10 protein-coding genes are annotated in these 13422 nt (G+C 75.0%); 5 read left to right on the top strand and 5 right to left on the bottom strand.

The genetic code is table 11. From position 1 onward, the window contains the following. Positions 1-15 precede the first annotated feature (15 nt). On the bottom strand, positions 16-2880 hold the full coding sequence (locus ACWCYY_RS03525) for an ATP-binding protein (protein WP_449794953.1): 2865 nt from the start codon (positions 2878-2880) through the stop codon (positions 16-18). 712 nt (positions 2881-3592) lie between these two features. On the opposite strand from ACWCYY_RS03525, the gene ACWCYY_RS03520 reads away from it, so the two are divergent. Both ACWCYY_RS03520 and ACWCYY_RS03515 read left to right on the top strand, forming a co-directional pair. After that, entirely contained in the window at positions 3593-4279 is a 687-nt protein-coding gene (locus tag ACWCYY_RS03520) for a hypothetical protein (protein ID WP_345283280.1), read from the top strand. A 436-nt stretch (positions 4280-4715) separates the two neighbouring features. Further along, positions 4716-5213 carry a class F sortase gene (locus ACWCYY_RS03515; RefSeq protein WP_449794952.1) on the top strand — a complete coding sequence of 166 codons (498 nt, stop codon included), beginning with the start codon at positions 4716-4718 and terminating at the stop codon, positions 5211-5213. Between the two features lie 124 nt (positions 5214-5337). Here ACWCYY_RS03515 and ACWCYY_RS03510 read toward each other — a convergent pair whose 3' ends face one another. Then, positions 5338-6297 carry a pirin family protein gene (locus ACWCYY_RS03510; RefSeq protein ID WP_345283278.1) on the bottom strand — a complete coding sequence of 320 codons (960 nt, stop codon included), beginning with the start codon at positions 6295-6297 and terminating at the stop codon, positions 5338-5340. A 126-nt stretch (positions 6298-6423) separates the two neighbouring features. Next, on the bottom strand, positions 6424-7107 hold the full coding sequence (rpe, locus tag ACWCYY_RS03505; RefSeq protein WP_449794951.1) for a ribulose-phosphate 3-epimerase: 684 nt from the start codon (positions 7105-7107) through the stop codon (positions 6424-6426). Positions 7108-7356: 249 nt separating this feature from the next. Here rpe and ACWCYY_RS03500 point away from each other — a divergent pair, with 249 nt between their 5' ends. Then, the gene (locus tag ACWCYY_RS03500; RefSeq protein ID WP_345283276.1) at positions 7357-8214 is read left to right on the top strand and encodes an SCO6745 family protein; all 858 of its coding nucleotides are present in this window, start codon (positions 7357-7359) and stop codon (positions 8212-8214) included. 278 nt (positions 8215-8492) lie between these two features. On the opposite strand, the gene ACWCYY_RS03495 is transcribed toward ACWCYY_RS03500, so the two are convergent. After that, a complete protein-coding gene (locus tag ACWCYY_RS03495; protein ID WP_345283275.1) occupies positions 8493-10040 on the bottom strand; it encodes an ATP-dependent DNA ligase in 1548 nt (515 codons plus the stop codon). 299 nt (positions 10041-10339) lie between these two features. On the opposite strand from ACWCYY_RS03495, the gene ACWCYY_RS03490 reads away from it, so the two are divergent. Next, on the top strand, positions 10340-11542 hold the full coding sequence (locus ACWCYY_RS03490; RefSeq protein ID WP_345283274.1) for a low temperature requirement protein A: 1203 nt from the start codon (positions 10340-10342) through the stop codon (positions 11540-11542). Positions 11543-11630: 88 nt separating this feature from the next. Here the strand turns inward: ACWCYY_RS03490 and ACWCYY_RS03485 are convergent, their stop codons facing one another. Beyond that, positions 11631-12383, bottom strand: coding sequence for a class I SAM-dependent methyltransferase (locus ACWCYY_RS03485; RefSeq protein WP_449794950.1), 753 nt, complete (start codon positions 12381-12383; stop codon positions 11631-11633). 73 nt (positions 12384-12456) lie between these two features. Between ACWCYY_RS03485 and ACWCYY_RS03480 the strand changes: the two genes are divergently transcribed. After that, complete coding sequence (locus ACWCYY_RS03480; RefSeq protein WP_449794949.1) at positions 12457-13419, top strand: phosphotransferase family protein; 963 nt, start codon at positions 12457-12459, stop codon at positions 13417-13419. The last annotated feature ends 3 nt before the right edge of the window (positions 13420-13422 follow it).

Below are 13422 nucleotides of genomic sequence, written 5' to 3'. Positions count from 1 at the left end.
GACCCCCGTACCGGATCAGGCCCCGTCGCGGTGCTCCTCCCGTACCTCGCCGACCTCGCCCCGCCGGACACCGAGCTTCTTGAGCGTGTGGGCGACGTGGTGCTCGGCGGTCCGGGGGGACAGCCCCAGCACGCGCGCGATGGCCTGGTTGCTGGCACCGGTGGCGAGCAGCGCGGCGACCTGCTCCTCCCGGGGGGACAGCTCCGAGCCGTAGCTCTGGCGACCGCGCGGATCGGGCGAACGCCGTCCCGCGTCGCGCAGGGCCTGTCGGCAGCGCGCCACGTCGGCGGTGGCGCCGAGCCGGGTGAAGACCTCCAGGGCCTGCTGGAGCACCGGCGCACCCCGGTCAGGGTCGTGGGCGAGCCGCAGACGTCCCTGCTGCTCGGCGACGAGGGCGCCGCTGTACACCCGACCGATGGCCTCGTACCGGATCCTGGCCTGCTCCAGCAGCGCGTCGGCAGCTTCGGGAACGGTGTCGGCTTCGGGAGCGGTGTCGGCCTCGGGAGCGCTGTCGGCGGCCAGCAGTCCCCGGCACCAGGCGTCCTCGGCCTCGGCCCCGGGCGCGTCGTGGCCCGCGATCCCGGCGGCGGCCTCGGCCGTGAGCCGTTCAGCCTCCTCGTGCAGGCCGCAGGCCAGCGCCGCCTGCACGGCGACCGGCACCAGCTCGGTCGCCCAGAACCAGCCGCCCTTGTGACGTCTGACCGCGAGCGCCCCCTGCACCCGCTCCCACGCCCTGGAGGGCCGGCCCTCCAGCAGGTCGATGCGCCCCAGCAGGGCGACGCCCTGCTGCCCGAGCTGCCAGTAGGTGTGGTCCTCGTCGGCGTCCTCGAAGGTCGCGAGGTCCTCGCGGGCCCACGGCCACTGCCCGCGCGCCACGTTCAGCATCGCCCGGACCATCACCGTCTCGGTCTGGAAGCCGCTGCCGTGGGAGGTCCGCGGGATCATCTCCGCGATCCGCTCGTCCAGGCCGTCCCAGCGTCCCGCCGCGAAGTCCAGCCTCACCCGGATCAGGTCGCAGCCGTACCCGAACAGCTTGTAGCCGGTGCGCCGGGCCAGTTCCTGAGCCTCGTTCAGCGGGCTGCCCGCCCGGTCGTCGTGGCCGAACACGAAGGCCGCGTCGGCCAGGTTGTGCAGCGCCCGGGTGACCTGACGCAGGACGTCGCGGTCCGTGCTCTGCCGGGGCAGTGCCCTCGCGAGCTCCCAGGCCTGCGGGTCACCGGAGACCGCCAGCAAGGTGATCGTCAGAGCGAGCACGGTCGCCCGGGCCACCAAGTCGTCGCTACGGGCCACGATCTCCCCCGCCCGGTCCATCATCTCCCGGTCCTGCGCGAGCGTGGTGGCCGAACGGTGGCCCATGCCGAGCGCCGCCATGGCACTGGCGGCCAGACCCGGTCGGCTCTCCAACTCGGTGATCGCGCGCTCCAGTTCCGCCATCTGGCGGGCCCGGTCGGTGCTGGTGTTCATCAGGGTGCGGGCGAGGTTGAGCCGGATCTCGCCGCGGACGGGGGTGGGCAGCGCCGGGTCGGCGATGATCCGGCTCAGGATCGCCGTACTGGCCACCGAGTCCGCGCTCCAGAAGGCGACGTTGCTCAGCGTGAGAGCAGTACGGGCCCGGTCCACCGGGGAGAGGGCGGGTTCGGCGAGGAGTTGCTGCAGGAGTTCGGCGGCAACGCCCTCGTCGCCGACGGCCACCGCGTGGTCGGCCGCCGCCAGCGCCCTGGGCAGCCAGGCCGCGACGTCGCCCAACTGCCGGGCGTGGTGGGCGATCTGCACCAGCGCCGGCCTGCCCTGCCCGCTCAGCGACTCGATGGCGCGCAGGTGCAGCCGCCGGCGGCGCGGGCCGAGGATCCGCTCGTACACGGCCTGGCGGGCCAGGACGTGGCGGAACCCGTACCGGCCGGGGGCGCGTTCGACCAGGACGTCGGCCTCCAGCGCGGCCGTCAGCGCCTGCTCCGCCTGCTCGTCCGCGAGCCCGGCCAACGCCGCCAACTGCTCCTCGCCGGCCGGCACGGCGAGCACCGCGGCGGCCTGCACCACCGCGACGGCTCCCGGGTCGAGCACCGCCACCCGGCTGTTCACCGCCTCCTGCAAGGCCCGCGGCACCGCCGCGTCCGCCAGCAGCGAGGCCGGGCTCACCCCCTCGACCTGACGGTCCACCAGAACCAGCAGGTCCTCCTCGGCGACCAGTGGGAGCCCGCCGCTGCGCTCGAACAGCACCCGGCCGAGCCGCGCCGCGGCCGGCCCGCCGATCGCCGAGGCGGCCAGCTCGCGCACGTCCGCCTCGGCGAGCGAGCTCAGCGCGATCTCGGTGCCGCCGATTCCCACTGGCCGCCGGTACGGCACGCCGAGCACGTTCCGGGCGCCCGGCAGGTCGAACCGCCGGTAGGTCAGGACCATCCGCAGCTGCTGGGGCGGATTCCTGGCGAGCAGCAGGAGCAGGTCCCGGGTCGCCTCGTCCACCCAGTGCAGGTCCTCCACCATCAGCACGGCCGGGCCCAGCGCACCGAGCAGGTCGTGCACCCCCCGCATGAGCTGCTGCTTGCGCGGCTCGGTGCCGATCTCCGGACCCAACTCCGGCAGGCGGTCGGCGAGTTCCGGCAAATGGGGAGCCAGCACGGCCGTCGCCGCAGTGAAACGGGTCGCGGGGCCGAACAGCGCGTGCGCGTCCCGCAACGCGTCGACGACCGGTCCGTAGGGCAGCGGCTCGCGCAGCGGATGGCACCACCCCCGCAGGACCGCCAGCCCCTCCCCCTCCAGCAGCGGGACGGCCTCCTGCAGCAACCGGGACTTCCCCACCCCGGCCTCACCCTCGACGAACACCACCGCCGGCCCGTGCCGCAGAGCCTCCACCAGCAGCCGCAGCTCGTCCCCGCGGCCCACGAACGCGAATCCCGCGCGGCGCCCCGAGCCGGGCTTGCCTACCGACGAGCTTGCCATGGCGACCTTACGGATCAGGGCCGGGCGAAAGGGACACCCAGGCTACTCCGCTCGCCGGAGCGGGGCCTGGGCCCGCCGGAAGTCCCGGGGTCGCGCCACCTCCTCCCCGCCTTCCGCAGTCGCCGGACGGGCACGTTCGCGCTTCGCACCGAGTCGGTCGGCCTTGCGGATCCAGCTCTGCGGCGTCTTCAGGCGGACGCCCGGGTCCGCGGCGACCGCTGAGACCGTGGCGCCCGGGCACCAGCGTGACAACACGACCGTGTCCGCCCAGAACTCCGGGGGGCAGCTCCTCGTCCCCGCGGGGACCCCGTCCTCCCGAATCGTCAAGACCCGGGCTCCGGTGTCCTCAGCGCAGGGGAAAGCCCGATCCCGCTGGATGGGCCGTTGGGGCACTTTAGACCCTTCGGCCCAGCCGCCCCGGGTCAACACGCCGCCGTCGGCCTAACCTCCGCGCTACCCCCACCCCAGACCTGATTATCAAATCGCCCGGTGATCATGTTCCCGGGCGTTGAAGGGACCATGCGAGCATTCCGACGAAAGGCACGTCATGGCACGTACGCCACTATCCCGTCGCAGAGCCCGGCTCATCTCAACGGCCGCCGCAGTAACGGCCGTTGTGACGGTTCTTCCGGTCGCTCAAGCGGCCGCCGACTCAGTGACCGTCGCCGAGATCACGGTCAGCACGTACTTCAAGCCCAACCAGGTCGCCGCAGGCGGCAAGACCACACTGGAGCTCACCTACACCGGCCCGGCGGCCGGCATGAGCGCCGCGCCCACGGCGTTCCTCAAGTCCGGCTCCTCCCTCGGGCCGGTCGGCCTACCGGATTGGCTGGTCCTTCCCGGCTGCACCCGGACCAACTACCTCTACGGCTGCCCGCTGAGCGAGGTCAGCCGGACCGGCGGCCAGGTCACCTACCGGGCCGAGATTGCCGTCAGCGTTCCGGCCGGCCTCGCCGCAGGTGAATCGGCCAACGTCGAATGGGACGTCTCCGGCCCCCAGGTCAAGGACACCCTGACCGTCCTGGCGGCAGCACCCGCAGCACCGGCAGCGCAGGCAGCACCGGCAGCAGGGGCACCGGCCGCACCCGCAGCCGCGGCCCCGCACACCGGGGGCACGCCCGCGGCTGCGGCTCCTCCCCCCGCGTCCGCCCACGGGCCCGACACCGGCGGCGGCGGCGCCGCCGACGAACTGACGCGTGGCCGAACGGCACAGGAGACCAACCTTCGGGCGTCCGACAGCTCCGGGCCGGGCATCGGCACGGCCGCGGCCGCCATCACTGGTGTGACCCTCCTCGCGGGCGCGATGGCACTGGTCAAGCGGCGTCGCCGCGCTGTCCGCTAGACCGTGCTCTAGAAGGCGCCGAAGGCGTGTCTGGTTGGCCGTCCGGGGAAGGTCCGGACGGCCAGCCAGCGGATGAGGTCGCGCACGACGGTTCGAAGTCGGCGAGGCTTCGTCGATGCCTGGTGGTGCCGAAGGTGCAGTCATCACCCGGATGCGGGGAAGGTCCCTGTGTGTTGCGGTCGCTGTTGTTGATCAGTGCCTCTTGAATGGCCGAGTGACACGCAGAGCGGTGATTCGACGGCGGCGGACGGTGCGGCCCGGGCCTCGGGGCCCTCGCGACACGGCGCCGCGCGCCTGGGGCAGGTGGCCGGGGAGGGCCGCGGCAGTGGTGTGCGCCGGTGTGCTTCTCACGGCGCTGGTCGGTGGCGGCGGAAGTGGGACGCCGCAGGCCACGGTGGGTCACGCCGCGGACGACACCTCCCCTTGCCCGGAGTGCGTGGACGAGTCCGATCCGGGCGCCTTGCAGACACCACGGCCCCCGTCGACCCCGGTGCGACTGCAGGTACCGGACATCAAGGTCGACACCCCCCTCGAAGTGGTGGGCACCGATCCAGCAGGCCGGATCGGCGCCCCTCCGCTCCAGCGCGCCCAGACGGCGGCCTGGTTCAACGGCAGTGTGATGCCGGGATCAGCCGGTTCGGGAGTGATCGTGGGCCATGTGGACGACGCCCACGCACGAGGCGTCTTCTTCCGCCTCAGTGAACTGAAGCCCGGGCAGCGGATCCTGGTGGGCCGTGCCGACGGGACGACGGCAGCGTTCGAGGTGCAGTCCCGCCAGTACGTGAGCAAGACCCGTTTCCCGACCACCCGCGTCATGCAAACAGGAGCAGAAGCCGGCCTGCGCCTGATCACCTGCGCCCCGCCCTTCGACCAGCGCAACCACCAGTACCTGAGCAACCTCATCATCTACGCCCACCTGGTGGCCTGGACTTGACCGCCGCGCTGCGACCACCCCGGGGCGCTTTCGGGACCGCCGCCCCGGACACCCGCACCACGTTGCCCGCCGACGGGTGGCCGCCGACAGCGATCGCGGCGCTCCGTCGTGGACCACGCTCAGGTCAGCGCACCCGCCCGCGCGGCTTCAGCGGCACCGGCGGCAGCTCCGGAGCCGCCAGCCGGGCACCGTCGTAGCCGTGCACCGCCCCGAACAGCGAGCCCTCCATCCACTCCGCGCGCGCCTGCGCGATCTCCTCCCCCGACCGGGCGATGAAGTTCCACCACATCACCAGGCGCTCCTCGAAGGGGACGCCGCCCAGCAGCAGGACGGAGGCGTCGGTGCGGGCCAGCAGCGGGAGTTCGCGGCGGCCGGTGCCGAGGTAGAGGATCGAGCCGGGCTCGACCCGGACGCCGTCCACGTCGACGGAGCCGGTCATCGAGAGGACGGCGTACTCGAACTGCTCCTCCAGCGGGACCCGCTGCGCGGCCCCCTCACGGAGCGTCAGGTCGGCGCCGACCAGCGGGGAGTAGGTGGTGCCCGGGGAGGCGGCGCCGTCCAGGGTGCCGAGGATGACGGTGGCGTCCAGGCCGGACGCGGTGACGGTGGGGAGTTCGGGGTGGTGCTCGAAGGTGGGGGCCGTGTGCCGGTGGCCGTCCGGGAGGGCGACCCAGAGCTGGGCGCCGTGCAGGTAGCGGGCGTGCTGCCGGGGGGACTCCTCGGAGTGGGTGATGCCCCGGCCGGAGGTCATCAGGCCCAGCTCGCGGGCCCGGACCTGCTGCAGGCTGCCGAGGCTGTCGCGGTGCAGCACGGAGCCCTCGTGCAGCCAGCTGACGGTCTGCAGGCCGGCGTGCGGGTGGGGCGGGACCTGCATGCCGGGCTCGTCGGTGATGTCGTCGGGGCCGTAGTGGTCGACGAAGCACCAGGCGCCGACCATCCGCCGTCCGAGGTTGGGCAGCAGGCGGCGGACCTCGGTCGACTCGCCGAGCTGGACCAGCCGCCCCGTCAGCAGCTGCTTCACCGGGCCGGAGTCGGCCTCGCCGCCGCAGGGGGTCGGGGTGGGCTTGAGGTCGAGGTTGCTCATCGCGGGCGCACTCCATCCGGGTCGGCGGCGGGACGCATCCGATCATCCGTCAGTTCGGGCCCGCAGCAAACCGAAGGGCGGGGATCGCTCCCCGCCCTGTCAGGTCGCGCCAGCCCCCGGGGGGGTTCAGTGCCCGCAGGCCCAGGCCGCCCCCGCCGTGGCCGCCTCCGCCTGCGCCCGCAGCGAGCGGACCGCCTCGGCCGGGTCACCGGCCCCGTACACCGCCGAACCGGCCACGAAGACGTCCGCGCCGGCCTCGGCGCAGCGCTCGATGGTGGAGGCCGAGACGCCGCCGTCCACCTGCAGCCAGAGGTCCAGGCCGTGCTTGGCGATCAGCTCCCGGGTGCGGCGGATCTTCGGCAGCATGATGTCGAGGAAGGCCTGCCCGCCGAAGCCGGGCTCCACCGTCATGATCAGGACCATGTCCAACTCGGGCAGCAGGTCCTCGTACTGCTCGATCGGGGTGGCCGGCCGCAGGGCCATCGAGGCGCGGGCGCCCTTGGCCCGGATCTCCCGGGCCAGCCGCACCGGGGCGGCGGCCGCCTCGGCGTGGAAGGTCACCGAACCGGCGCCCGCCTCCACGTACTGCGGGGCCCAGCGGTCGGGCTGCTCGATCATCAGGTGGCAGTCGAGCGGGATGTCGGTGGCCCGGGCCAGCGACTCCACGATCGGGACGCCCAGCGTGAGGTTGGGGACGAAGTGATTGTCCATCACGTCCACGTGCAGCCAGTCCGCACCGCGGACGGCCTCCGCCTCCTCGGCCAGGCGGGCGAAGTCCGAGGACAGGATGCTGGGGTTGATCTGGGCCATATGAGGGAACCTTCAGACTCGGTGCGGGGCGGCCGGAGCAGCCGCCCGGCTCCATCATCTCCCCTGCCCGAGGCGGGCGGTGAGAGCCCGGGGGGCCGGGTGACCCGCGTCACAGCAGCGCCCCGGGTCGTGGCACCACCCGAGACTCCGCCCAGGGGAAGCAGCCCCCGGGAGCGGTGCCCGGGCCGTGGCACCCGGCCGGGCGCAGCCCGGCCGCACCGGCCCGCCGTCCGACCCGAAAGGTCTCCGATGGCCCAGCCGGTCCACCCTGCCCGTGCACTGTGGTGGCTCTTCGAGCCCGTGCACGCCCTCACCTACTTCACCCCCGAAGGCCGAGCTGCTACCGAGGCCGCCGGGCTGCGCGGCAGTTGGCGCGGGTACTTCGCCGGGCGGGCCGCGCCGCTGGGGGCGGTGGACGCGCCGCCGGTGGTGGCGGCCTTCTTCAACTTCGCCCCGCAGATGGTGGAGCGGGCCCTGCCGGACGTCTGGTCCCGGGCCACCCCCGAGGCCGCACTGGCGGCCCGGCTGGACGGGGCGGTCGCCGCGCTGGAGCGCGTCCTGGCCGAGGTGAAGCCGGATCTGATCGACCGTTCGGTGGAGCTGCTGGAGCGCGGGGTGGCCGGGCTGGACTGTTCCGGCCGGGTGCTGGCCGCCGCCAACGCCGCCCTGCCGACCCCCGAGGGGCGGCTGGCCCGGCTCTGGCACGCCACCACCGTGCTGCGCGAGCACCGGGGCGACGGGCACATGGCCGCCCTGGTCTGCGAGGGGCTGGACGGCTGCGAGGCCCTGGTGCTGCGCTGTGCGCTGGACACCAGGCGCGAGCAGCTCCAGCCGTTCCGGGGCTGGACGGACGAGGAGTGGGACGCGGCGGCCGCCCGCTTGGTCGACCGCGGCTGGCTCAACCCGGACGGCACCGTCTCCCCCGACGGCCGCCACCGCCACCAGGCCCTGGAGGCCGCCACCGACCTGGCCGCCTCGCGGGTCTGGTCCGCCGCGTTCCACCGCGCCGAGCTGGACCAGCTGGCCGACGCCCTCACGCCGATCGCGACCGCGTGTCGGGCCGAACTCCCCACCCTCAACCCGATCGGACTGCCCGTCAGCAGCTGACCCGCCGGTCCTCCTCGTCAGCCCGGGCAGGGCAGGAAGCCACCGCCGAACAGGGTGGCGAAGCCCACGGCCGTGCCGGCGAGGAGGACCAGGAACCGTCGGCCGAGGCCGCGCTGCGAAGAGGTCATGCCCCGATCCTGTCCGGCCGCTGACCACCCGTCATCGGGGCCCGTCCCCCATCCACCCCTGAACCGGCCCCCTACGGAACACCGGACGGCAGCGCCGGGCGGCAACGACCGAGGCCTCGGGGAGCGGCGGACAGGTAGGTCCGGGCGGCCTCAGGGAGCCACCGCCAGGGCCCGCACCGCAGCGACGGTGTCCGCCTCCTCCGGCCGCTTGTCCTCCCGGTAGCGGAGGACCCGGGCGAAGCGCAGCGCCAGCCCCGCCGGGTAGCGCGGGCTGCGCTGGAGCCCGTCGAAGGCGATCTCCACCACCAACTCGGGCCGGACGTACACCGTGTACGCGTCCCGGTGGGTCTCCCGGGCCAGCAGCTGCTCCGTCTGCCAGGTGAGCAGCTGGTCGGTCAGGCCCTTGAAGGTCTTGCCGAGCATCACCCAGGGCTCCAGCCCCGGTTCCCCGGTTCCCTCGGGGTTGCGGGCGGCCAGGTGCAGGTTGCTCAGCCACCCCTGCCGCCGTCCGCTGCCCCACTCGGCGGCGGTGACCACCAGGTCCAGGGTGTGCCGCGGCTTGACCTTGATCCAGCCCGCCCCGCGCCGACCCGCCGCGTACGGCGCCGTCAGCTCCTTCACCACCACGCCCTCGTGACCGTGCGCCAGCGCTGCCGCGAAGAACCCCTCCGCCGCCTCCGCCGTCGCCGTGACCAGTCGGGGCACCCGCAGCTCCTCGGGGACGAGCTCCGCCAGCGCGGCCCAGCGCTCGGCGGCCGGGCGGTCGAGCAGGTCGGCGCCGTCGCGGTGCAGCAGGTCGAAGAAGAGGACGCTCAGCGGCGTCTCGGCGCGCAGCGCGGCCGGGTCCTGCCGCGAGGCGGTCCGGGCGGCGGTCTCCTGGAACGGGCGGGGGCGGCCGCCGGGCCCGAGCGCGATGGCCTCGCCGTCCAGGACGGCGCTCCGCACGTCCAGCGAGAGCGCCGCCTCGACCACCTCCGGCACCCGGGCGGTGATCTCGTCCAGGCTGCGGGTGAAGACCGAGACCCGTCCGCCGTCCCGGTGCACCTGCACCCGGATCCCGTCCAGCTTCCACTCCACGCCGACGGCGCGGCCCTCCCCGGCCTTCTCCAGCGCCGCCGCCACGTCCGGCGCGGAGGCCGCCAGCATCGGCCGCACCGGCCGCCCCACCTCCAGCCCGAACTCCCGCAGCGCCGCCACGCCGCCCGTCAGCGCCGCCTCCGCCACCACCCGTGCCGAACCGCGCAGCATCAGCGCCCGCCGTACCGCCACCGCCGGGACCCCGGCCGCCTTCGCCACCGCGTCGCCCATCAGCGCGTCCAGCGCACCCTGTCTCAACTCCCCAACCAGGACGGCCCGCAGGAACTCCTGCTCCACCTCCGTGGCCCGCCCGAACAGCTCCGCCAGGAGCCGCGACCGCTCGGCGCGCGAGCCCGCTCCGTGCACCTCCCCGAGCCGCACCAGCAGCCCCTCCGCCTCCGCCACTCCGAGGCTCGCCGCCGCGGCCGGCTCCGGCAGCTCCCGCACCGCGGCCCATCCGACCCCGGCCCGCCGCGCCTCGCCGGCGAGCAGCGCCACCGCCGCCGGGATCTCGGCGGGCCCCAACTCCCGCAGGCAGTCGGCGATCAGCGCCACCTTGCCGTTCCGGGCCGGTTCGGCCGCCACCGCCCGCGAGGTCGACGCCAACCGCTCCAGCAGCACCGCTGTCCCTCCTCCTGCCGCCCCGTCAGCCCCATCATCGGCCGCCCGCCGCCCCGCCGCACCCGCTCGGCCGGCGCGCCGCCCCGCGGCCCACCCGGCGAAGTACCCGCGTCGACCGAACGGAGTACGTCCCGCTCCGCCTCCCTGCGCGCCGCCAACTCCCCCACCCGGCAATCCTGTTCACACCCATCACCGCAGCCCGGCCCGGCCGCCCGGCGGCCCTCCCCGTGCCAGGCTGCCCGTCACGAGCGCCCTCCCCCGGCGCTCCCGGTACCGGAGGAGGACGAGGAGTGCGGACCGTGGTGGAACGGACCGGGAACAGCAGCCCGACGGCCCGGGTCGGCTCCGTCCTGGCCGGGAACCGGGTGACGACCTTCGAGCTGTTCTTCGACCTGGTCTACGTCTTCGTGCTGACCAAGGTCACCAGCGCGATGGCGCACGAGCACGACGCCGTCAGCGTGCTGCGCGGCCTGCTGCTGCTCGCGCTGGTCTGGTTCTCCTGGTCGGCGTACGCCTGGCTGGGCAACCAGGCCCGGGCGGACCCGGGCGTGGTGCGGGCGGGCATGTCGCTGGCGATGGCCGGGATGTTCGTGGTGGCGCTGGCCGTGCCGGAGGCCTGGCACGACGCGCCCGACGGACTGTCAGGGCCGGTGGTGCTGGCGGCGGCCTACCTCTCGGTGCGCTGCGTCCACCTGGTGCTCTACAGCGTGCTGGCCCGCGGCGACCAGGACCTGCTCCGTCAGGTGGCGATCTCGTGGGGCCCGGTGCTGGCCGGCGCCGGGCTGCTGGTGACCGGGGCGCTGATCGGCGGCGAGGTGCAGACCGTCTTCGTGGCGGTGGCCATCCTGGTCGACTGGGGCGGCGTGTACGTGACCTCCCGGCGCGGCAACTGGCGCATCCACGACGCGGGTTGGTTCGCCGAGCGGCACGAGCTCTTCATGATCATCGCGATCGGCGAGTCCCTGCTGGCGATGGGCGCGGGCGCCGCCGAGCAGTCCGTCACCGGCCCGCTGCTGGTCGCCGCCGTGCTCGGCGTCGCGGTCGCCCTCGGCCTGTGGTGGCTCTACTTCGACGTGGCCGCGCTGCACGGCGAGCACCGGCTGCGCGGCGCGGAGGACTCCGAGCGGCTCGGCCTGGCCATCCGGGCGTACGGCTACGCGCACTTCCCGATCGTGGCCGGCGTGGTGCTCACCGCCCTCGGCGTGGAGGGCGTGGTCGCCCACGCCGCCGACGGCGAGGCGCTCGGCGGCTTCTACGCCGCCGCGCTGTGCGGCGGGCCCGCGCTCTACCTCACCGGCCTGGTCCTGTTCGGGCGCATCCTGCACCGCTCCTGGAGCCCCGTCCGCCTCGGCGCCCTCGTCCCCCTCCTCGGCTGGGCCCCGGCCGCCGCCGCCCTCCCCCCGGTCGCCGGCCTGGCCGGGGTGGCGTTCCTGCTGGCCGCCGTCGCCTCCGCCGAAACCCGCCACTACGCCGAGCTCCGCCGCAACCTCCGCCCGATCTGACCCCCCGTCGCCCCAGGTCCCGAACACCGCCCCCCAACCGCTCGCCCCGGGCCACCCCCAGCCGGCCCGGGGCGAGCACCCACGGCCCTCACGCCCCCGCGGCCCCCAGGGCCACCACCCGGTACAGCGGATCCGACCTCGGCACGTCCTGCCCCGGCAGGTCCGCCAACCGCCTCCGCGCCTCCGCCGCCTCTCCCGCCGGGGCGTCCGCCGCCCACGGGAGGTGCCCGGACGCCATCTCCGCCAGCCAGCGCCGCGGGCTGCGCCCCTGCCCCACCCCGGGGAACACCGTCTCGCCGACCACCCCCAACCCCCGCTCCGCCGCCCAGCCCCGCACCCGCCCGAACCCGTCCGAGGCCCGCGGCGCGTGCCGGCGCCGCAACTCCGCCGTGGCCCGGGCGACGTCACCGTCCTCGACGAAGTACCCGCCGTTCTTGTCCACGGTGGTGACCACCACCCCGCCCGGCCGCACCACCCGGACCGCCTCCGCGAACACGGCCTCCGCCACCGGCTCCGGCAGCAGGTGCAGCAGCCAGACCATCACCACGGCGTCCACGCTGCCGCCCGCCAGCGGCAGCCGCGTCGCGTCCGCGCACACCACCCCGCCCGGCACCCGCCCCGCCGCCACCCCGAGCATCCCGGCCGAGAGGTCCGCCCCCACCACCCGCCGCCCGGGCCGCAGCAGACGCTCCGTCACGATGCCGGTGCCGCAGGCCAGGTCCAGCACCGTACCGGGGCCGGGCGGCAGCAGCCGCTCCAGCGCCGCCGCCGCGGCCGCCGCCCTCGGCTCCCCGCCCCGGGTCTCGTCGTACCCGCGCGCCTCGTCGTCGTAGTCGAGCACCTGCCGCCCCTTCCGTGAGCCTCCACGGTAATTCCAGCGCACCGACCGCCGAGCCGTGCCTAGGGTCTCGGCCATGGAACTGGCGCTGAACGAGGACGGCCGGAGCTGGGCGAGGACCCGGGCCTGGGTGGAGGGCCAACTGGCCCCCGGGGAACGGATCGTGGCGGCCGAGCGGCTGCGCGGCGGCTGGACCTCCGAGATGCGGCGGCTGCGCGTCGAGGGTCCCGGCACCGGGCGGGACCTGGTGCTGCGCTCCTTCGTGCTCCCCTTCTTCCTGGAGCACGCGGACGGGCTGCTCACCCGCGAGGCGGACGTCCTCGACCTGCTCGGCCCGACCACCGTTCCGACGGCCGGGCTGGTGGCGGTGGACTCCACCGGCGCGCACTGCGACCACCCCTCCCTCCTGATGACCCTGCTCCCCGGTACCGTCCGGCTGGACGACGGCCCGGACGCCGACCATCGGGCCGAGCTGCTCGCCAGTCAGCTCGCCGCGATCCACCGCACCGCGGCGGACGGCCGCCGACGCCCCCGTGGCTACCAGGCCTGGACCGCCCCCGACCGCGTCCGGGTGCCGGAGCACACCACCCGCCCCGAGCTCTGGCGGCGGGCGGTGCACGTGCTCCGCCAGGCCCCGCCGCCGTACACCGGGCGCTTCCTGCACCGCGACTTCCACCCCGGCAACGTGCTCTTCTCCGGCGAGGGCCCCGGGCTGCGGATCAGCGGGGTGGTGGACTGGGTGGAGACCTCCTGGGGCCCGGCCGACCTCGACGTCGCCCACTGCTCCACCGCCCTGGCCCTGCTCCACGGCGCCCCGGCCGGCCTCCGCTTCCCCGACCGCTACCGGGCGGCCGGCGGCGAGCTCGCCCCGTCCGCCGGAGCCCGCCGCCACTGGCGCCTGCTCGACGCGCTGGCCTTCGCCCCCGACGCCGAGAAGGTCGCCGTCCCCTGGCGCGAACTGGGCCGCACCGACCTCACCCCGGCCGTGCTGACCACCCGTCTGGAGGACTACGTCGCCGGGGTCCTGGCCCGGCCGTAGGCC

This window comes from Kitasatospora sp. NPDC001664 (assembly GCF_053596675.1).
The sequence above is the reverse complement of the archived record's forward strand: the minus strand, read 5'-3'. Positions and strand labels throughout refer to the sequence as shown.